Annotated in this window: 13 protein-coding genes and 1 pseudogene; 9 read left to right on the top strand and 5 right to left on the bottom strand. The window is 67.1% G+C overall.

Annotated features, from left to right (window positions below; translation table 11 throughout):
- Window positions 1-85: 85 nt before the first annotated feature.
- Entirely contained in the window at window positions 86-829 is a 744-nt protein-coding gene (locus tag AC5P8Y_RS17385) for a proteasome-type protease (protein ID WP_049450617.1), read from the bottom strand.
- 91 nt (window positions 830-920) lie between these two features.
- Between AC5P8Y_RS17385 and folK the strand changes: the two genes are divergently transcribed.
- Window positions 921-1,406 (top strand): 2-amino-4-hydroxy-6-hydroxymethyldihydropteridine diphosphokinase, encoded by a 486-nt coding sequence (gene folK, locus AC5P8Y_RS17380; protein WP_012481279.1) that lies wholly within the window; start codon window positions 921-923, stop codon window positions 1,404-1,406.
- A gap of 31 nt (window positions 1,407-1,437) precedes the next feature.
- Here folK and AC5P8Y_RS17375 read toward each other — a convergent pair whose 3' ends face one another.
- The gene (locus AC5P8Y_RS17375) at window positions 1,438-2,175 is read right to left on the bottom strand and encodes a pteridine reductase (protein ID WP_024957037.1); all 738 of its coding nucleotides are present in this window, start codon (window positions 2,173-2,175) and stop codon (window positions 1,438-1,440) included.
- A 59-nt stretch (window positions 2,176-2,234) separates the two neighbouring features.
- Between AC5P8Y_RS17375 and AC5P8Y_RS17370 the strand changes: the two genes are divergently transcribed.
- Both AC5P8Y_RS17370 and AC5P8Y_RS17365 read left to right on the top strand, forming a co-directional pair.
- A complete protein-coding gene (locus tag AC5P8Y_RS17370) occupies window positions 2,235-3,419 on the top strand; it encodes a class I SAM-dependent methyltransferase (RefSeq protein ID WP_049402430.1) in 1,185 nt (394 codons plus the stop codon).
- Window positions 3,416-3,808, top strand: coding sequence for a VanZ family protein (locus tag AC5P8Y_RS17365; RefSeq protein WP_049402429.1), 393 nt, complete (start codon window positions 3,416-3,418; stop codon window positions 3,806-3,808). Before AC5P8Y_RS17370 ends, AC5P8Y_RS17365 begins: the two co-directional genes overlap by 4 nt.
- A gap of 105 nt (window positions 3,809-3,913) precedes the next feature.
- Here AC5P8Y_RS17365 and AC5P8Y_RS17360 read toward each other — a convergent pair whose 3' ends face one another.
- The 3 genes from AC5P8Y_RS17360 to AC5P8Y_RS17350 form a co-directional block, all read right to left on the bottom strand.
- The gene (locus tag AC5P8Y_RS17360) at window positions 3,914-6,271 is read right to left on the bottom strand and encodes a beta-N-acetylhexosaminidase (protein WP_049402428.1); all 2,358 of its coding nucleotides are present in this window, start codon (window positions 6,269-6,271) and stop codon (window positions 3,914-3,916) included.
- 111 nt (window positions 6,272-6,382) lie between these two features.
- On the bottom strand, window positions 6,383-9,091 hold the full coding sequence (locus tag AC5P8Y_RS17355; RefSeq protein ID WP_049402427.1) for a TonB-dependent receptor: 2,709 nt from the start codon (window positions 9,089-9,091) through the stop codon (window positions 6,383-6,385).
- A 143-nt stretch (window positions 9,092-9,234) separates the two neighbouring features.
- On the bottom strand, window positions 9,235-10,254 hold the full coding sequence (locus AC5P8Y_RS17350; RefSeq protein WP_049402426.1) for a glucokinase family protein: 1,020 nt from the start codon (window positions 10,252-10,254) through the stop codon (window positions 9,235-9,237).
- A gap of 377 nt (window positions 10,255-10,631) precedes the next feature.
- Here AC5P8Y_RS17350 and AC5P8Y_RS17345 point away from each other — a divergent pair, with 377 nt between their 5' ends.
- The 6 genes and pseudogenes from AC5P8Y_RS17345 (at window position 10,632) to AC5P8Y_RS17320 (ending at window position 19,607) form a co-directional block, all read left to right on the top strand.
- Complete coding sequence (locus AC5P8Y_RS17345; RefSeq protein WP_005411046.1) at window positions 10,632-11,921, top strand: sugar MFS transporter; 1,290 nt, start codon at window positions 10,632-10,634, stop codon at window positions 11,919-11,921.
- Window positions 11,922-11,960: 39 nt separating this feature from the next.
- Window positions 11,961-13,028, top strand: a complete 1,068-nt coding sequence (locus tag AC5P8Y_RS17340; RefSeq protein ID WP_005411045.1) for a LacI family DNA-binding transcriptional regulator — start codon at window positions 11,961-11,963, stop codon at window positions 13,026-13,028.
- A gap of 7 nt (window positions 13,029-13,035) precedes the next feature.
- On the top strand, window positions 13,036-14,064 hold the full coding sequence (locus AC5P8Y_RS17335; protein ID WP_005411044.1) for an SIS domain-containing protein: 1,029 nt from the start codon (window positions 13,036-13,038) through the stop codon (window positions 14,062-14,064).
- Window positions 14,064-15,212, top strand: coding sequence for an N-acetylglucosamine-6-phosphate deacetylase (gene nagA, locus AC5P8Y_RS17330; protein ID WP_049402425.1), 1,149 nt, complete (start codon window positions 14,064-14,066; stop codon window positions 15,210-15,212). Before AC5P8Y_RS17335 ends, nagA begins: the two co-directional genes overlap by 1 nt.
- Window positions 15,212-16,279 (top strand): acyltransferase family protein, encoded by a 1,068-nt coding sequence (locus tag AC5P8Y_RS17325; RefSeq protein WP_049402424.1) that lies wholly within the window; start codon window positions 15,212-15,214, stop codon window positions 16,277-16,279. The genes nagA and AC5P8Y_RS17325 overlap by 1 nt, the downstream gene beginning before the upstream one ends.
- Window positions 16,280-16,578: 299 nt before the next feature.
- Window positions 16,579-19,607 (top strand): annotated as a pseudogene (locus AC5P8Y_RS17320) (autotransporter family protein).
- The last annotated feature ends 601 nt before the right edge of the window (window positions 19,608-20,208 follow it).

Below are 20,208 nucleotides of genomic sequence, written 5' to 3'. Positions count from 1 at the left end.
CGCTGGGCTGATGCCCGGTAGTGCCGGCCGCTGGCCGGCATCCCTGTGTGGCGGGATCAATGCGGTTGCCGGCCAGCGGCCGGCACTACCGTTCGGCAGTTTCCCAGGGGAAGCGTGGCAGGGCGTCCACCGCCTGTTCCAGGCGCCGTGACCAGTTCTGGTGGATGTCCGCATACAACGTTGAATCCGCGCCGAGCCGCAGCTGCTGCCCGATGCGCAGGTCACCATCACGCAGCAGCGCCAGGTCGATCGGCAGGCCTACCGACAGATTGGAGCGAATGGTCGAATCCAGCGACACGATTGCCGTGCGCGCCGCGTCCTCCAGGCGTGTGGCCGGGCTGAGGATGCGGTCCAGGATGGGCTTGCCGTACTTGGACTCACCGATCTGAAGATAGGGCGTCTCCGGCGAAGCGGCGATGGCGTTGCCGAGCGGGTAGATCATGTACAGCCCGGGTCGCTCGCCAGCGATCTGGCCACCGAAGATCAGCGTGGCCTGGGTGTTGACCCCGTCATGGCCGTGCTCGCTGTGGCTGCTGTGCACCTGACTGTCCACCAGCAGCTGGCCGACGTACTCGGCAGCTTCGAACAGATGGGTCATGTCGCGCAGGTTGGGCGTGCGCCGTTCACCGGCGTCGCGCCCCAGGCGCGACACCAGCAGCTGGGTGGTGGCCAGGTTGCCAGCCGCCATCAGCACGTAGGCTGCCTGGCCGGGGTACTCGAACACGTGCAGCTTGCGGTGCACGCGCACATCGTCCAGCGAGGCATTGGTCCGTGTGTCGGCAGCGAAGACCAGGCCTTCGTCCACCTCGATTCCAACGCAATAGGTCATGTCGGTGCCCTATCATGTGCGTCCCGGATTGTAGGCAGGCCGCCGTGACGACGGCATGTCCACGCCCCCCAAGTGCCGTCACCTGAACCGCATGACCACCGTGCTCCTGAGCCTGGGCAGCAACGTCCAGCCCCGCCGCTACCTCCACGCCGCGGTGACGGCCCTGCGCGAGCGCTTTGGCGCACTGCAGGTGTCACCCGCCTACCGTACTGCCGCGGTCGGCTTCGATGGCCCGGCCTTCCTCAACAATGCGGTGGCGATCGAGACCGATCTGCCGCTGCAGGAACTGGACGACTGGCTGCATGCGCTGGAAGACGCGCATGGCCGCGATCGCAGTGGGCCGCGCTTCTCCGACCGGACCCTGGACATCGACGTGGTGTTCTACGGCGACCTGGTGGTGGAAGGCCCCGGCCACCTGCGCATTCCGCGCCCGGAACTGAAGCATGCCTTCGTGCTGAAGCCGCTGGCGGACATCGCGCCGGGCTTCATCGACCCGGTCAGCGGGCAGGACCTGGCCACGCTGTGGCGGGCGCACGCGCAGTTTGGCGAAGCGTTCGAGGTGGTGGACCTGGAATGACGGCGGTTGCCGGCCAGCGGCCGGCACTACCTCAACTGACCGTGCGCCCGCCATCCACGCGCAGGGTGTGGCCGGTGACGAAGCTGGCTTCGGCCACCAGCCAGTAGACCGCTTCGGCGATCTCCTCGACCGTGCCGATCCGCGCCAGCGGCGTGCGCGCCAGCAACGCCTCGCGGGCGAAATCGTCCTTGCCCTGTTCCGGCCACAGGATCGCACCCGGCGCGACCGCATTGACCCGCACCTTCGGCGCCAGCTCCAGTGCCAGCGAGCGGGTGGCCATCTCCAGCGCGGCCTTGGCCATGGTGTAGGCGATGTGGTCGCGCATCGGGTCGGTGCCATGCAGATCGGTCAGGTTGACGATGCAACCCTGCTGGCGGCGCAGGTAGGGCGCCGCCGCCTGTGACAGCAGCAGCGGCGCGCGTGCATTGACCGCGTACAGCTCGTCCATCGCCTCGGCGGTGACCTGGCCGAGCGGGGTGGGGAAGAAGTTGGAGGCGTTGTTGACCAGCGCGTCCAGTCGGCCGAAGTGGGTGACCGCCTGTTCCACCAGGTCGGCCAGGGCGTCGGCGTCACGCAGGTCGGCCTGCAGGGCCAGCACGCTGCCCGGGCGCACGTTGTCGAAATCGAACGCGGCCTGCTGCAGCTCGGCGCTGGAGGTATTGGCGTGCAGCACCACCGACCAGCCACAGGCGTGGAACTGGCGGGCGATGGCCGCACCGATCCGGCGCGCGCTGCCGGTGATCAGGACCACGGGGTGGGTATCGCTCATCGAGGGTCCTCCAAGGCTCGGCTATCCTGTGCACCATTGTCACCGCATTCGAAGACGCCATGCAGCCCACCTTCCCCCTGCCCGAAGCCGATGCCCTGGCCCATAGCGACCAGCTGGCGGCCGCCCTGCGCGCCGAGATCCTTGCGCAGGGCGGGGCGATGCCGTTCTCGCGCTTCATGGAGGTCTGCCTGTATGCCCCCGGCTGGGGCTATTACAGCGCCGGCGCCAGCAAGTTCGGTGGCAGTGGCGACTTCACCACCGCCCCCGAGCTCGGCAGCCTGTTCGCCGGCAGCGTGGCCAATGCGCTGGCGCCGGTGTTTGCCCAGCTGGGTGCGCAGGCGCGCATGCTGGAACTGGGCGGCGGCACCGGCGCCTTCGCCGAGGCGGTGCTGCTGCGCCTGGCCGAGCTGGACGCGCTGCCGTCGCGCTACGCCATCCTGGAACCCAGCGCCGACCTGCGCGAGCGCCAGCAGCAGCGCCTGCAGCAGAACCTGCCGGCGGAGCTGGCCGCGCGGGTGGATTGGGTCGACCGCCCGTTCGAGGAGGACTGGGAAGGGGTGGTGTTCGCCAACGAGGTGATCGACGCGCTGCCGACCCCGCGCTTCCTGATCCGGGACGGCGAGGTCTACGAGGAAACCGTCGAGCTGGACGCCGAGGGCAACTTCATCCGTGGCGCGCAGCCGGCCGACATCCTGCTCAACGGTGCGGTGCGCCATATCGAGCGCTACCTGGAAAAGCCTTTCGCCGAAGGCTACCGTTCTGAAGTGCTGCCGCAGCTGCCGTACTGGCTGCAGGCGGTGGCCGGTGGCATGCAGCGTGGTGCGATGCTGTTCGTCGACTACGGCTACAGTCGCAGCGAGTTCTACCAGCACGACCGCGACGATGGCACCGTGCGTGCGTTCTACCGCCACCACGTGCACAACGACGTGCACCGCTGGCCGGGGTTGCAGGACATCACCGCGTCGGTGGATTTCACCGCGATGGCCGAGGCCGGCATGCACGGCGGATTCGAGCTGGCCGGCTACTGCAGCCAGGCCAGCTTCCTGCTCGGTAATGGCCTGGACCAGGTGCTGCTGCTGGCCGAGGAACGCACCGATGAGGTCGGCCGCATCCAGCTGCGCGACCAGGTGAAGAAGCTGACCCTGCCGACCGAGATGGGCGAGCGCTTCCAGGCCATCGGCCTGCAGCGTGGCGTCGACTTCGAACCGGCCTTCGAGCTGGGTGATCTGAGCTGGCGCCTGTGAGCGAGGTGTTGCCGGCGATCAAGCCGCTGCGGCGGCCGCGGTTGTGGGCCGGGCTGTGGGCGGCGGCAGTACTGCTGGTGATCGTGGTCTGCCTGATTCCACCGCCGCCGATTCCGTTGCCGGAAAACAGCGACAAGGGCGAGCACTTCCTCGCCTACTTCATCCTGGCCGGCAGCGCGGTGCAGCTGTTCCGTCGGGGCCGCCCGCTGCTGTGGGTGGGCGTGGGACTGGTGTTGATGGGCATCGGCATCGAATTTGCCCAGGGTGCGCTGACCAGCAACCGCATGGCCGACCCGATGGATGCCATCGCCAACACGGTCGGTGTGCTCGCCGGCATGGCCACCGCACTGACCCCGCTGCGCGACCTGCTGCTGCGCTGGCGCGGGTAAAGGCGTGCCAACCCAGGTTGGCACCTACCCGTAGATCCACGCCATGCGTGGATGCTCTGCCCGAGGTGCCGACCAAGGCCGGCACCCACCTGGACAGGCCTGCCGTCATTTCCCCAGGGTCACCTCATCCAGCACCCACATCGCCGGGCGCGTGTCGCCGGTGAAGTTGATGCACAGGTCACCGCTGCCCTGCGTCCCCTTCGGCAGCGCCGCACGCAGGGTCACGAAGCCATCGGCATCCGGCTTGGCCGGCAACGGCACTTCCGCCAGCACCTTGCCGCTGCAGTCGCCACGACGCACGAGCATCTCACCGTGTGGCCGCTTGGCCTTCTCGAAGCGACGCTTGGGTTCATCGTGGGCAAGCTGGAAGTAGTACGGAATACGCCCCGCGCGGACCTCCAGGCTGCCGATGCCGTCCAGCTGTGCCTGCGGCCAGCGCCAGCACGGCTGGAAGATGTCCACGTTGAACACCGCACGGTTGCCTTCGCGTGGGCCATCGTCTTCCAGGCGCAGCACCAGGCCCTTCTTGCCCACGCAGCTGAGCAGCTCATCGCTGCGGCGGCTGAGCAGCGACTGTGCGGTGAAGGTGGCAATGGTCGGTTTCGCCGCCAGCATCTGGCCCTGGTAGAACGCGGCAGCCTGCACGGTGGTTGGCAGTTTTCCGGTCAGCGGCTGCTGGTACAGCGGTGACTGCGCGCTCAGCGGTTGCCCATCGGTGCTGTAGCGCACTTCATAGCCCAGCGGATTGGCCAGCGACACCGTCACCGTGTTGTCCGCGCGATTGTCGGTGTAGTCCACGCCCACTTCGAACGGGGTCTGCGCATAGGCCAGGCCCCAGGCACGGTAGCGCTGCAACTGGGACGGCAGGCGCGCGAGGAAATCGCGGAAATCGCGATGTTCCGGCGTGCTCCAGCCGGTCTCGGCCACGGCGGCCAGGCGTGGGAACAGGTTGTGCTGCAGGCGTGCGTAGCTGCGTGTGTGCTCGGTGAACATGTTGGCCTGCAGGCCGAGGATGTGCCCGCGCTTGTCAGCGGCCAGCTCGGCCGGCACCGGCTCGAAGTTGTACAGCTTGCCGAGGTTGACCTGGGTCGGGCGGCCGGGCGGTTCGTTCGGCGAGGCCGTCTGCAGGTAATCCAGATAGAGGTAGCCGACCGGCGACATGATCACGTCATGGCCGGCGCTGGCCGCAGCCAGGCCGCCTTCGGTGCCCTGCCAGGACATCACCGTGGCCTGCGGTGGCAGCCCGCCTTCGAGGATCTCATCCCAGCCGATCAGGCGCCGGTCGTGCTCCTCCAGGAAGGTCTCCAGGCGCTTGATGATGTGGCTCTGCATGGCCATTTCATCCTTGATGCCCAGCGCACGCATGCGATGCTGCACCTGCTTCGACGCTTCCCACTGGTCCTTCACCGCCTCGTCGCCACCGACGTGCACGTACTTGGCCGGGAACAGATCGATCACTTCTTCCAGCACGTTTTCCAAGAAGGTGACGGTGCTGTCTTCAGTGTTGAACAGGTTGGGGAACACGCCCCATTCGCTGATCGGCTTCAACGGCGTATCGATGGTGCCTAGCTCCGGATACGCAGCAATCGCGGCAGTCGCGTGGCCCGGCACATCGATTTCCGGGATCACCTGGATATGCAGCTTCGCCGCATAGGCGATCACGTCGCGGATCTGGTCCTGCGTGTAGAAGCCGCAATACGGATGCTCCTTGCCAGTGACCGGATCGATGCCACCGTCGCCGGCCGGCAGGCGGCAGCTGCCCACGTCGGTCAGCTTCGGGTAGCGCTTGATCTCCATGCGCCAGCCCTGGTCGTCGGTGAGGTGCCAGTGGAAGGTGTTGAGCTTGTGCGCGGCCATCGCGTCGAGCACGCGCTTGATCTCGTCCAGGCTCTGGAAGTGACGTGCGGAATCGAGCATGAAACCGCGCCAGCTGAAGCGTGGCGCGTCCTGGATCTGCACCGCCGGCAGCACGCCATTGCTGCCGCCGGTGGCGAGCTGGGCGAGGGTGGTCGCGCCGTAGAACAGGCCGGTTTCGTTGCCGGCCTGGATCAGCACGCCCTGCGCGGTGCTCTCCAGCGTGTAGCTTTCGCCGCTGTCGCGGAAGGTGGGCACGATCTGGAAGCGGATGCTGCCCGACGTGCCTGCCGCCTTGCCCCTGGCTGGTGCAAGGCGCGGACCACCGCTGCGGGCCAGCAGATCGGCGAACTGGCTGGCGACGCGCTGCGCGGCTTCGCCTTCGGCCTGCAGCACGGTGTCGGCGCTTACGGTGATGCCGCTGCCTTGGCCGCGCTGCACGGTGGCCGGGGCGGGAATCAGCATCAGGCTGCCGGCGCGCAGCAGGGGGCCGGGTGCTTCAGTGGCGGGCGTGGGGTCGGCGGCAAGTGCCGGCAGTGCCGGCAACAGGGCGAGCAGGCTGCCCAGCAGCGCTGCGCTGCGCATCCGGGCGCGGGAAGGCTTGACCATCGGTACGACTCCTTGGATCGGTGCGATGAACGCTATACATGAAAAACGCCGGGCCCGGAATGACCCAGGCCCGGCGTGCGTGCACGACTCGGCGATGTTGCCGCCGCTGGATCAGTACTTGAAGCGGAAGTTGAGGTAGTACTGGCGACCGTTGCTGTAGAACGAGGTCGGGATGGCCGCGGTCTGGTAGTACTTGTAGGTCGGGTTGTTGAGGTTGAGCGCATCGAAGCTGATGCTCAGCCAGTCGGTGGCCTTGTAGCTCAGCGACGCCGACAGGGTGCCGAAGTCATCCTGGTAGTACGGGTTGGCGCCGGACAGGCCGATCAGGAACGACGAACGGCGGGTGTAGCTGACGCGTGCACCGAAGGTATCGTTCTCGAAGTAGGCACCGACGTTGTAGGTGTTCTTCGAAGTGCCCAGCAGGTTGTCGCTGCCGTCTGCCCAGGTGTGATCGGTGCTGCCATCGGCGTAGGTGTAGTTGGCATTGACACCGAAGTACTCGCCGATCGGCTGCTCATAGGCCACTTCGATACCGCGGACCTTGCCGTCGGCATTGCGCGGGCGGGAGATGTTGTATTCCTCGAGACGGTTGGTCAGCTCGCTGAACAGCATTTCCTTCTCGGTGCTGAAGGCGACGTAGTCCTTCAGGCGCATCGAGTAGGCACCGATCGACAACATGCCGCGCGGCATGAAGTACCACTCCAGGTTGGCGTCGAAGTTGGTCGACACCACCGGCTTCAACTTCGGATTGCCGCCACCGCCGGTCCGGTTCAGGTCCGAACCGTACGACGAGGCACCCAGTGCCGAGAAGTCCGGCAGGGTCTGGGTCTGCGATGCGGCCACGCGCAGCACCAGGTCGTCACGCAGGTCGTACTTGAAGTTGGCGCTCGGCAGCACACGGTTGTGCTTGTTCTCGAAAGCTTCGCGGGTCCACGCGCCGAACAGGCTGCTCACGTCCGGCACGGTCGAGCCGGTGGCGGCGGCGTAGGTATCGATATCCTGCTTGATGTTGACGTAGCGCAGGCCGACATTGCCGCTCCAGCGGTCGCCGCTGAAGTTGCCCTGTACGTAGGCAGCGAAGTTCTTCTCGGACACCGTCCACTCGGCGCCGTAGTTGTGACGGCCGGTCGGGCCGTCATTGCCGGACAGCCAGGTGGAGTTGTTGGTCACTGCTTCCTTCAGTGCGCCCGGGGTGAAGTACCACAGGTCACGCGGGAAGCTGCCACCGATGCCGTTGGCGAAGCCACCGGGGAAGTTGGCGGTGGCGCCGTTCTTCAGCGCATTCCAGATCGCGCCCGGGGTTGCGCCTTCCGGCGACTTGGCCTCGCGCTTGTGGTCGCCGAAGCGGGCGCCGAAATCAATCGAGTTCAGTACGCCAGCGTCGGCGAAGTACTGGTTGAAATCGAGCGTGGCCCACTTTTCCTTGTCGATCGCGGTGACCTGCTGGTTGCCCCAGGTGCCGAAGTCGGTCACGCCGCTCGGGCCGATGTTGCCACCGACGTTCCAGTCGATCGGCGAGCCGTTGCCGTGGGTTGCCCAGGTGGCGCCACCACCACGGGCCAGGTTGACTTCGGCGATGTACTGGCGCGGCGTTTCGCCGGTGCCCTTGGTGCTGCCAGCCTGGAACTTCATGCCCAGGTTGTCGCTGATCTGCCAATCGGCATCGAAGGTGATGTAGTTGGTCTTGGCCTTCGACTCGCGGTAGATCATGTCGTACACCGCGTAGTCGCGGTCGGCCTGGCCGGCGAAGGTGGCGTTGGACAGTACGCCATCCTTGATGACGTAACCCGGATTCGGGGCCTGGCCCGGAATCAGGATCTTGTTGCCATTGGCATCTTCAACGGTGCGGTCGTTGAGGATGCGGCCACCCCACAGCATGAAGTTGCGGTTGTAGTTGTTCGCCTTCAGTTCCGAGCTGAAGCCTTCCAGGCCCAGGGTCAGGTTGTCCATCGGCTTGAACTGCAGCGACACCAGGCCGCCCTTGCGCTCGCGGGTCTGTTCGAACAGGGTCGAGCCGAGCAGGCCCGGCGCGTATACGCCGGCCAGGTCCGGGTTGGACTTGGCCACGGTGCCATTCGGATCGATCTGGAAGAAGCCGCCCGGGATTTCCTGCGCTTCGCGGCGCAGCTCGCGCTTCTGGCTGAAGGCCTGCACCATCACGCCGAAGTTGCCTTCGTCGTTCTTGAAGTTGAACAGTGCCGACAGCTGCGGGTCGTTGGACTTGGCCTGGTCCGAACGCACCATGCCGATGGAGCCTTCCGCAGTGAGCTGCTTGGAGAATTCCAGCGGCTTGCGGGTGAGGATGTTGACGGTACCGGTGGTGCCGCCGTCCTGCAGCTTGGCCTGCGAGGACTTGTTCACTTCCACCGAGCGCACCAGTTCCGACGGCAGCAACGAGTAGCTGACGCTGCGGCCGACGTTGTTGCCCTGGCTGAGCACGAACCAGTCGGCGGTGCCGACGGTGTGGCCGTTGATCAGCGTCTGGGTCAGGCTCGGGCTGGTACCACGCAGGCTGACACGGTCGGCTTCGTCGAAGCCGCCTTCGTCGGCGCTGGACGAGCTGATGTTCACGCCCGGCAGGCGCTGCAGGGTGTCGGCGACGTTGTGCGCGGGCAGCTTGCCCACGTCTTCGGCGGTGACCACTTCCACGCGCGCATTGGCTTCGCGCTTGGTGTCCAGCGATTTTTCCATCGACCCACGGATGCCGGTGACCTGCACGGTATCCAGGTCGGTGGCGGTCTGGGCGGCCTGCTGCGCATGTGCACTGAAGGCGATGCAGCTGACGATGGCGGCCGAAAGCAGGGTCTTGCGGGTGTTCATGATGTCTCTCCTCATCACTCGATTGGATGCCGGCGGCGGTGTTCGATTACGGTTGCGATGACATGCGCGGGGCGGCGGCGAAGTCCCGTGCGTTGGCGTGCCACGTACTGCGTGCTGCGATTGCGTTGAAGCCTGTTGCGGTGTCAGGCGGCCGACTGCTGCTGCAGGTACCAGCTGGCAGCGCCGACCACGCCCAGCTGGCCGTGCTCGACCACCTTCACCGGGATGCGTGCCAGCGCTTCGCCCATCGGCCCCTTCTGCAGGTAGCGTTCGACGAAGGTGCTGGCGTGCAGGTACTCGCGGATCTGCGGCAGGATGCCGCCGGCCAGGTAGACGCCACCGTGGGCGCCGTAGAACAGCGCCATGTCGCCGATGGTGCTGCCGAGCAGGCCGCAGAACACATCCAGCGCCTGGCGCGCATGTGCATCGCTGTCGGCCATGGCCGCAGCGGTGACCGCGTCGGGGCTGGCCAGGGTCGGCACCTGGCCCTGCAGCGCGCATACCGCGCGGTACAGGTTCATCAGGCCCGGGCCGGAGATCGCATGTTCGATCGACACGTGCGCGCGGTCGCGCTGCATGTGGCGGACGATGGCCATTTCCAGTTCGGTGCTTGCGGCCAGGGTCGGCTGGCCGGCTTCGGTCGGGAGCACCACCGGGCCGTGCGCGGTGGGGATCCACAGTGCGGCGCCGAGGCCGGTACCGGGGCCGACCACCAGGGTCGGGCCGCGGGCGGCGGTTTCCGGTCCGCACAGGTGCAGCACGCCACTGGCGTCAACCTGCGCGGCGGCATAGGCCACGGCTTCGAAGTCGTTGACGATGAAGACCCGCTGCAGGCCGACGTCGGCTTCCACCTGGCGCGCCGACAGCGGCCACGGCAGGTTGGCGGTGATCACCGTGCCGTCCTCGCGGGCGTAGCCGGCACTGGCGACCACGCAGTGCGTGGGCCGCGGGCCTTCGCCGAGGAAGTCGGACAGGATCGCGCTGAGGCCTGCATGGTCGGCGTTGCGGTACTTGCGGTACTCCAGCACCTGCACCGGATGGGCGGCATCACCGCTGGCCTGGACCCGGGCCACGCGCACATGGGTGCCACCGACGTCGGCGGCCAGGAACGAGGGCGCGATTCGGGACAGGACATGGGCCGGGGCGGGGTGGCTGGCGGTCACGCGGGCTCCTGCTGCAGGTGGGGCCGTCCCCAAGGTTCGAGGGCGGCGATTGGGGCGGAGTCTGTAACCGCGCTGACAACGATGTCAACGAGTTCGTGACACTTTCGTTGCTGCGTCGCAACGAATGCGGCGTGCAGTAAACGTTTACATCGCGTGAGCATGGGTTTCACGTTGGAACCGTTGCTGCACGGGACTCAAGGGCTGCGGCGCATTCAGCACGATCCGCTGCCATCGGGTTGCGCAGTGCAGCATGAGGCTCACGCGGCCTCGCGGGGAAGTTGACAAACCGCGGTTGTCCATCGAAAGAATGTGACAACGTTGTTCCCAGCCACTCTCCGACGCCGCGTTCTGCGGCCGTCGCCGCAGGAGCCCTCCTGATGTCCGCCGTCTCCGCTGCAAGCGTGCGCCCGAACGTGGCCACCTCCATCGCCATCGTCGGCGTGCTGTTCTTCCTGATCGGCTTCTTCACCTGGCTCAACGGCCCGCTGATCACCTTCGTCAAGCTCGCCTTCGAACTCAGCGAGGTCGGCGCCTTCCTGGTGCTGATGGTGTTCTACCTGTCCTACTTCTTCCTGGCCCTGCCGTCATCGTGGATCCTGCGCCGCACCGGCATGAAGAAGGGCCTGAGCCTGAGCCTGCTGGTGATGGCCGGGGGCGCCGCGCTGTTCGGCGAATTCGCCACCCAGCGCTGGTATCCGGGCGCGCTCGGCGGCCTGTTCGTGATCGGCAGCGGCCTGGCCCTGCTGCAGACCGCGATCAACCCCTACATCTCCATCCTTGGGCCCATCGAGACGGCGGCACGCCGCATCGCGTTGATGGGCATCTGCAACAAGATCGCCGGCATGCTCGCGCCGGTGCTGATCGGTACCGTGGTGCTGCATGGCATCGGTGATCTGTCGGCCACGGTGGCCGCTGCCGATGAAGCGACCAAGGCGCAGCTGCTCAACGAATTCGCCGCCAAGATCCATGTGCCGTACCTGGCCATGGCCGGCCTGCTGGTGCTGCTGGCGGTGGCCGTGCTGTTCTCGCCGCTGCCGGAAATCAAGTCGTCCGAAGCCAATGCCACGCCGGTTGCGGCCGGTGCCGCCGAGCGTCGCAGCATCTTCCAGTTCCCGCATCTGTGGCTGGGCGTGCTGTGCCTGTTCGTCTACGTGGGCGTGGAGGTGATGGCCGGCGATGCCATCGGTACCTACGGCCACGGCTTCGACCTGCCGCTGGACCAGACCAAGATGTTCACCTCGCTTACCCTGGGCGCAATGCTGGTCGGTTACGTGGTCGGCCTGCTGCTGATCCCCAAGGTTGTCTCGCAGTCGCGCTACCTGACCATTTCGGCGGTGCTGGGCGTGGTGTTCTGCCTTGGCGCCTGGGCCACCCACGGCTATGTGTCGGTAGCCTTCGTGGCCCTGCTGGGCTTTGCCAACGCCATGATGTGGCCGGCCATCTTCCCGCTGGCGATCCGTGGCCTGGGCCGCTTCACCGAAACCGGCTCGGCCCTGCTGGTGATGGGCATCGCCGGTGGCGCGATCATTCCGCAGCTGTTCGCCGTGCTCAAGCAGCACATCGACTTCCAGCTGGTGTTCGTGCTGCTGATGGTGCCGTGCTACCTGTACATCCTGTTCTATTCGGTGATCGGGCATCGCGCCGGCCTGCCGCAGGACAAGGCCTGATCGGCGATGATGGACGGCAGCCAACCCCAGGGAAAACCCATGCGCAGAGCGACCATCAAGGACGTTGCGGAGAAAGCCAAGGTCTCGCTGAAGACGGTCTCGCGCGTGATCAACAACGAGCCCTCGGTGATGCAGGCCACCCGCGCGCGAGTGCTGCGTGCCATCGCCGAGCTCGACTACGAACCCGATCCGTCCGCGCGCAACCTGCGCAGCGGCACCACCTTCGTGATCGGGCTGGTCTACGACAACCCGAACCCATACCACATCATCGGCGTGCAGAACGGCGTGCTCGCCGCCTGCCGCGAGACCGGGTTCGGGCTGCAGATCCATCCCTGCGATTCCAGCTCGCCGCTGCTGGCCGATGAACTGGCCGACTGGGTGCAGCGTTCGCGCCTGGCCGGGCTGGTGCTGACCGCACCGATGTCCGAGCGCCGCGACCTGATCCAGGCGCTGACCGCGCGCGGCATCAAGCTGGTGCGCATCATCGCCGCCACCGAAGACCCGGCCGATGGCGCATGTGTGTTCGTGGACGACCGCGAGGCCGCCTACGAGATCACCGAGCACCTGATCCAGCTGGGCCACCAGCGCATCGGCTTCCTCTGGGGCGGCAGCTCGCACCGCTCCTCTGGCGAACGCTATGCCGGTTACGAAGCCGCGCTGAAGGACTACGGCATGACCGTGGACAAGCATCTGGTGGTGCAGGGCGACTACACCTTCGACGATGGTTTCCGCGGCGCGCGCCGCCTGCTGGCGCTGCGCGAGCCGCCCACCGCCATCTTCGGTTCCAACGATGAAATCGCCGCCGGGGTACTGGCAGCCGCCAAGTCGGCCGGCATGAACGTGCCGTACGACCTGTCCATCGCCGGTTTCGAGGACAGCCCGTTCTCGCGCCAGTCGTGGCCGCCGCTGACCACGGCCAAGCAGGCCACCGAAGACATCGCCCGCCACGCCGCGCGCCTGCTGATCGCGCAGCTGCGCAGCGATGCCTACGACGACGCGCCGGCGCCGCTGCACAACCAGGGCTTCGTGCCGCAGCTGGTGGTGCGTGGTTCGACCGCGCCGATGCGCCCCGCCGGCGCACGCCCCCTTCCTTCCGATCCTGCCTGAGCCTGCCATGTCGCTGTCAGACCCCACGTCCACCCTGATGTTCGCCGAGGCCGCTGAAGCGGCCGACGTGGTCGCGCGCCAGTTCTCGCGCAACCACGCCACCATGGAAACCCTGGCCGCCAGCCTGCGTGCCGCACCGCCGCCGTTCGTGGTCACCTGTGCACGCGGCAGCTCCGACCACGCCGCCACCTATGGCAAGTATCTGCTGGAAACCCAGCTGGGCCTGGTGGTCGCGTCGGCCTCGCCATCGGTGGGGTCGGTCTACGCCGCACCATTGCAGCTGCGTGGCGCACTGTTCATCGTCATCTCGCAGTCGGGCAAGAGCCCGGACCTGCTGCGCAACGCCGAGGCCGCCAAGGCGGCCGGTGCGCGCGTGATCGCGCTGGTCAACGTCGAGGATTCACCGCTGGCGCAGCTGGCCGACACGGTCATTCCGCTGCACGCGGGTGCCGAAAAGAGCGTGGCGGCGACCAAGAGTTACCTGGCGTCGCTGGCCGCGCTGCTGCAGCTGGCCGCGTACTGGAAGCAGGACAGCAGCCTGCGCGCGGCGCTGGACCTGCTGCCCGACGCCCTGCGTGAGGCGTGGCAGTGCGACTGGAGCGCGGTGACCGAAGGCCTGGTCGAGGCCACCAACCTGTTCGTGCTCGGCCGTGGCCTGGGCCTGGGGGCGGCGCAGGAAGCGGCGCTGAAGTTCAAGGAAACCTGCAGCCTGCATGCCGAAGCCTACAGCTCGGCTGAAGTGAAGCATGGCCCGATGGCGCTGGTCGACCGCGGCTTCCCGGTGCTGGCCTTTGCCCAGCCGGATGAAACCGGCGCCGGCACCCGTGCCGTCGTCGAAGAATTCACCGCGCGTGGCGCACAGGTATGGATGGCCGGTGCTGGCGGCAACCTGCCGGTGGCTGCTGCGCCGCACCCGCTGTGCGCACCGCTGCTGACCGTGCAGAGCTTCTACCGCGCTATCAATGCGCTGGCGCTGCGTCGTGGCTTCAACCCGGACCTGCCGCCGCACCTGAACAAGGTGACGGAGACCGTGTAATGGCGACCGTCCTGCGCAATGCCCGGATCCTGGCGGGCGACGACTTCCGCGATGATCTGGCGCTGGTGATCGAGAACGGTCGCATCAGCGCGCTGTTGCCCGATGCCGCACCGCAGCTCGGCCATGCCGCCGAGCAGGTGGACCTGGGTGGCGGCTGGCTGCTGCCCGGCTTCATCGATGTGCAGGTCAATGGTGGCGGTGGTGCGCTGTTCAACAACACGCCGGACGTGGCGGCACTGCGCACCATCGCGCAGGCGCACCGCCGTTTCGGCACCACGGCTATGCTGCCGACACTGATCAGTGATGACGTGGCAGTGATGCGCGAAGCGATCGCTGCGATGCGCGAGGCGATCACGCAGGGTGTACCAGGCGTGATCGGCATCCACCTGGAAGGCCCGTACATCGCACCGGCGCGCAAGGGCACGCACGATGCCAGCAAGTTCCGCGTGCCGGACGAAGAAGAAATCGCGCTGGCGGCATCGCTGGACAACGGTGTGACCGTGCTGACGCTGGCGCCGGAGCGCGTGCCGCTGGAGACCATCCGTGCGCTGGTCGAGCGTGGCGTGATCGTTGCTGCCGGGCACACCGCAGGTACCTATGAAGAGATCCGTGCCGGCCTGGATGCCGGTGTGCGTGGCTTCACCCACCTGTACAACGCGATGTCGCCGCTGCAGGGCCGTGAGCCCGGTGCGGTGGGCGCCGCATTGGAGGACCGCGACAGCTGGATCGGCATCATCGTTGATGGCGTTCACGTGCACCCGGCCAGCCTGCGCGTGGCGCTGGCGGCCAAGCCGCGAGGCCGCCTGCTGCTGGTGACCGATGCGATGCCGCCGGTCGGTGCCGACGATCCCAGCTACGTGCTGTACGGCGAAACCATTACCGCCGTCGACGGCGTGGTGCGCAATGCTGCCGGTTCGCTGGCAGGCTCGGCGCTGGACATGGGCACCGCGGTGCGCAACACCGTGCAGCTGCTTGGCCAGCCGCTGGCCGAAGCGGCGCGCATGGCATCGACGTACCCAGCGCAGTTCCTCAATGTCGATGATCGCCTGGGCCACATCGCCGAGGGCTACCAGGCCGACCTGGTGCTGCTGGACGACGCCCTGCAGGTACGGGGTACCTGGATTGCCGGACAGTACGAGGCCGCCTGATGAACAGTTCGCCGCCACGCCGGCTGGGCTCGATCGATGCCCTGCGCGGCATCACCGTGGCGGCGATGCTGCTGGTCAACAATCCGGGCGACTGGAGTGCGGTGTTCGCGCCGCTGCGTCACTCGGAATGGCATGGCTGCACGCCCACCGACCTGGTGTTCCCGTTCTTCCTGTTCCTGGTGGGCGTGTCAATGGCCTTCAGCGTGGCACCGCGCGCGCAGGATGCGGCGGCGCGACCCGCGTTGGCGCGCGGCGTGCTGGAGCGCGCGCTGCGCATCCTGGTGGCCGGTGCGCTGCTGCACCTGCTGATCTGGTGGGCACTGGATACGCGTCACTTCCGCATCTGGGGCGTGCTGCAACGCATCGCGGTGTGTGCGGGGTTGGTGGGCGTACTGGCGGTCTACGCGCGACCACGCGTGCAGGTGGGCGCTTTGATCGCGCTGCTGGTGGGATACACCGTGTTGCTGCTGGGCAGCGGCGACCTGGCGCCGTGGACCAACCCGGCCAGCCGCCTGGATACCGCGCTGTTCGCACCGTGGATCTACCAGTGGCATGCCGATACCGGACTGGGCCATGACCCGGAAGGATTGCTGAGCACGCTGGGGGCGCTGGCCAGTACCGTGCTCGGCCTGCTTGCCGGTGGCCTGCTGCGCAACGGGCGTTCGGCGGCATTGGCAGGGCTGGGCGTGGCGACCGCTGTGCTGGGCCTGCTGCTGGCCGTGGTTCTGCCGTTGAACAAGCAGCTGTGGACGCCCAGCTACGTGCTGTGGACCGGCGGCCTGGCCGCGCTGGCGCTGTGGCTGGGCCACGTGCTGATCGACCAGAAGGGTTGGCCGGCACTCGGCCGGCGCTTCGGGGTCAATGCGATCACCGCGTACCTGGGGGCATCGGTGATGTCGGTGGTGCTGATGGCCACCGGGATCTGGGGGTGGATCTGGCAGCAGCTGGCCACCGCGATGCCGCAGGCGCTGGAGCTGGCGTCGATGCTGCAGGCGCTGGTGTTCGTCGCACTGTGGTGGGGCGTGGCGTGGTGGCTGGATAAGCGGAAGATCTACCTGAAGATCTGACCCCATCCGCCAACGGCATCCAGGCATGACGTAGATTTACCAGGTGCCATGAGCGAATCGATTGGCAATGCAGGATCAGTAGATCCACGCCATGCATGGATGCTTTGCGCGTGATTCCGGATGCCGGAAAAAATGAACGATTTCAGCCACATCACATCGGCGTGAGGGCTGGGCGATTTCACATCTGAACTGTGATTTCCCGCACGCAAGTTCACCTATCGAAATGGTTCACCACACGGCAGACTGCAAGCGCCGTGCCGCACATACGCAGTTCCTGATTGCCCGCCCAGGAGTGCCCCATGTACCGTGCCGTTCCGCGTGCGTTCCGTCCGCGCCGCCTTGCTGTTTCCGTGTTGCAGGCCCTCGCCGTTCCCTCCCTGCTTCTGACGACCGCCAGCGTTGCCTGGGCCGGCTGCAACAGCCCGGCACCGACTGCCGGCCAGACGGTCACCTGTGATACCAACGCGCCGAATCCGCAGACCACTCCCGTTACCGCAAATGGTGCGGCCGGCATCACCGTCAATGTCGCCGCCGGTGCACAGCTGCAGCAGAGTGGTGGTGGATCGGCCATCGCGCTGGTCGGCGCCGGTGGTCACCTGCTGTCAAACCAGGGCGCGATCAGTTCGGTCGGCGGTGTAACCGTGCAGCTTGGGGTGGCAGCCGCGTCGACAACACCGGCAGCATCAGCACCGGCAACAACACCGCCCTGCAGTTCGTCGGTGCGGGCGACAGCGTGCTGGTCAATCGAGGAGCGATCAGCGGGCGCACCGGCGTACAGTTCGATGCGGGCAATGATCGCCTCGAGATGCAGAGCGGCAGCATCACCGGCGGCGTCCTGCAGGGCGATGGCAATGATGTGCTGCTGCTCAGCGATGGCACGATCGACAGCGTCGACCAGGGCGGCGGCGATGACCAGATGACCGTCACCGGCGGCGCCGTCACCGGCGTGGTGGCGCAGGGCAGTGGCCGCGATGATTTCATCATGAGTGGCGGCACCATCGGCGCGCTGCAGCAGGGCGACAACATCGATACCTTCCGCATGAGCGGTGGCCGCATCATCGGCGCGTTCGAGGATGGCGACCAGGCCTGGATGACCGCTGGCCGCATCGGCCGCGTCAACATGAAGCTGGACAAGAACCTGTGGGACCAGTCTGGCGGTACGGTTGACGGCAACGTGGTGACCGGCTTCGACACCGATACCATCATCATCTCGGGCACGGCCTACATCGGCGGCAACATCAGTGTCAGTGGCGGCAACGACAGCGTGACCATCACCGACGGCACCGTGCGCGGGCAGGTGCTGCTCAGTACCGGCAGCGACACCTTCAACTGGAGTGGCGGTGGCATCGTCTACGGCGCGATCGACATGGGGCCGGACAACGATGTGGCCAACCTCAGCAGCCTCAACCAGGGCAACCTCGGTGCGGTGCCGCTGTTCGACGGCGGCAGTGGCATCGACCAGCTCAACTTCAACAACGTCAAGACCACGGGCGTGGGCCGCTTCCAGAACTGGGAGGCGATCAGCCTGGCCAACAGCACCGAGCTGACCTTTGATGGCGATCTGGTGCTGGGCGACAGCGGAACCGGCACCGGCACGCTCACGGTGGATGACACCAGCACCGTCTACGCGGGCAGTGGCAGCCATGCCGTCCGTCCGTTCAACAGTGGTGCACTGGTGGAGATGGTCAATGCCGGGCGCATCGACCTGACCGGTACTGGCGCCGGCGACGTGTTCACCGTGCGTGGCAACTACCGCGGTGACGGTGGTGGTCTGTACCTGCGCACCGTTCTGGGGGCGGATAATTCAACCAGCGACCGCCCGGTGATCGATGGTGGTGCCGTCACCGGCACGACCGGCATCGGCGTGCTCAATGCCGGCGGCAGCGGCGCTGCCACGTTGGCCGATGGCATCCTGGTGGTGCAGGCCTTGAATGGTGGCCGCACCGCGCCGGGCGCGTTTTCGCTGTTCGCGCCGGTGGCGGCCGGCGCCTACGAGTACTTCCTGTTCAAGGGGGGTGTCAGTGCCGGTACCAGCGAGAACTGGTACCTGCGCTCGACCCTGGTGGCCGGCCCGGCACCAGCGCCAAACGGAAGCGGTATCAATGGCGTGCCGCCGCCGCCGACGCCACCCGTCGCACCACCGCCACCGATCACCCCGGCACCGCCGCCGCCGCCCGAAGGCGCCCCCGATCCAGACCTGACAGCCGGCGAGACCGCACCACCGCCGCCGCCACCGGAACCGGCGCCTGTGGCGCCGCCCAGTGATCCAGCGGTACCGGACGTGCCGGTGGCCGGCGGTGCGCTGCCCGGAACCGGTGCGCCGCCGACGCCGGGCGCACGCCCCGCCGAAGGCGCGGTGGTGCCGCTGTACCGCGTGGAGACTGCTGCCTATGCCGTGGTGCCGCCGCTGCTGCGCGAGACCTCGCTGGCCAGCCTGGGTACCTTCCACGAGCGGCAGGGCGAGCAGCGCCTGCTGTACAGCCAGGGTGCGTTCCGCACCGCCTGGGGCCGTCTGGTGGGCCAGAGCAGCGAGATCCACTGGAAGGGCGATTCGCAGCCCGGCTTCGATGGCGATGTGATGGGCCTGCAGGCCGGCCTCGACGTGTGGGCTGCTGCTTCTGACAACCACCGCAACCAGATCGGCGTGTTCGTCGGCCGCACCCGCGCGCAAGGCAAGACCACCGGCCTGGCACTGGGCTGGGAGAACGTGCAGGTAGGCCAGAACCGCCTGGACGACAAGCACGTGGGCCTGTACTGGACCTTCACCGGCAGCAGTGGCGGCTACATCGACGCCGTGGCGATGCAGAGCCGCTACGACGGCCGCGTACGTTCCTCGCGCGGGCTCGGCTTCGGGATCAAGGGTGATGGCACCAGCGTGTCGGTGGAGGCGGGCAAACCGCTGCTGCACTTCGGTCAGTCCGCATGGTGGCTGGAACCGCAGGTGCAGGTGATCTGGCAACGCACCTCGCTGGACGACCGCCGCGATGAGGTGTCGAGCGTACGCTTCGACAACGACAACGCCTGGACCGGCCGCGTCGGCCTGCGCCTTGCCGGCGACTATCAGCTGGCCGACAACGGCTGGCAGCCGTACTTCAAGCTCAACTACTGGCATGGCCGTTCCGGCGAAGACCGCGCCGGCTTCGACAACGACACGATCATCAATTCGCAGCGCTCGCGTACACTGGAGGCCGGCGTCGGTGTGGTCGGGCGCTTCAACCGCACCATCAGTGCGTACGCGGTGGCCGACTACACCCGTGAACTGGGTGGCGACCGCAACGAGAAGCGCCGCATCATCGAAGGCAACATCGGCCTGCGCGCGTACTGGTAGCGCGCGGTACGGGTGTCATGACCCGCTCTGGTAGGTGCCGACCTTGGTCGACACAGGGCCAATCGACGCCATGATCCGCTCTGGTGGGTGCCGACCTTGGTCGGCACGATGCTTTCCACTGCCATGACCTGCTCTGGTAGGTGCCGACCTTGGTCGGCACGAATCCCACCGATGCCATGACCTCCGCGCAGCCGAGCAACGGCTCGGCTCTACAGCAGCGGTGCGCACGCACTGCGCCTGCGCATCGTCCGTCTCGCGCGCCGACTGTGCAGCCAGCAGTACCCCGCCGCACGCAGACAACGCCGCCAGGCAACGCGTCGCCTCGGCCAGTTCCCGACCGCGCCCCTCGCTGAGCTGCCGTTCGCGCCAGACCTGACCATCGGCGGCGTGGCTTTGCGCGATGCCGTACAACCGGGCGAAGAAGGCCGGCGGCGGAGCGTGTTCATGGGCTTCTGTGAGCGCATCTTCCAACGCCTCGGCTACGGCATTGGAGAGCTGCAGGCCGGGCATGCGGCACCGAGCAGTACATGCAGGCGTGGATAGGTGGGGTGGAGCGTGGTCATGGCAGCAACCTCACAAGGCTGGGCCACCTGCAGGGATG

The organism is Stenotrophomonas sp. YJH_SMC_12-1 (assembly GCF_059370935.1).
Note: the sequence above shows the minus strand (reverse complement) of the source record. Positions and strands in the feature narration are given on the sequence as shown.

Coding starts and splice junctions, on each gene's coding strand:
- folK (WP_012481279.1), top strand. CDS start 921: ATGACCACCGTGCTCCTGAGCCTGGGCAGCAACGTCCAGCCCCGCCGC.
- AC5P8Y_RS17340 (WP_005411045.1), top strand. CDS start 11,961: ATGCGCAGAGCGACCATCAAGGACGTTGCGGAGAAAGCCAAGGTCTCG.
- nagA (WP_049402425.1), top strand. CDS start 14,064: ATGGCGACCGTCCTGCGCAATGCCCGGATCCTGGCGGGCGACGACTTC.
- AC5P8Y_RS17370 (WP_049402430.1), top strand. CDS start 2,235: ATGCAGCCCACCTTCCCCCTGCCCGAAGCCGATGCCCTGGCCCATAGC.
- AC5P8Y_RS17375 (WP_024957037.1), bottom strand. CDS start 2,175: ATGAGCGATACCCACCCCGTGGTCCTGATCACCGGCAGCGCGCGCCGG.
- AC5P8Y_RS17335 (WP_005411044.1), top strand. CDS start 13,036: ATGTCGCTGTCAGACCCCACGTCCACCCTGATGTTCGCCGAGGCCGCT.
- AC5P8Y_RS17345 (WP_005411046.1), top strand. CDS start 10,632: ATGTCCGCCGTCTCCGCTGCAAGCGTGCGCCCGAACGTGGCCACCTCC.
- AC5P8Y_RS17355 (WP_049402427.1), bottom strand. CDS start 9,091: ATGAACACCCGCAAGACCCTGCTTTCGGCCGCCATCGTCAGCTGCATC.
- AC5P8Y_RS17360 (WP_049402428.1), bottom strand. CDS start 6,271: ATGGTCAAGCCTTCCCGCGCCCGGATGCGCAGCGCAGCGCTGCTGGGC.
- AC5P8Y_RS17385 (WP_049450617.1), bottom strand. CDS start 829: ATGACCTATTGCGTTGGAATCGAGGTGGACGAAGGCCTGGTCTTCGCT.
- AC5P8Y_RS17325 (WP_049402424.1), top strand. CDS start 15,212: ATGAACAGTTCGCCGCCACGCCGGCTGGGCTCGATCGATGCCCTGCGC.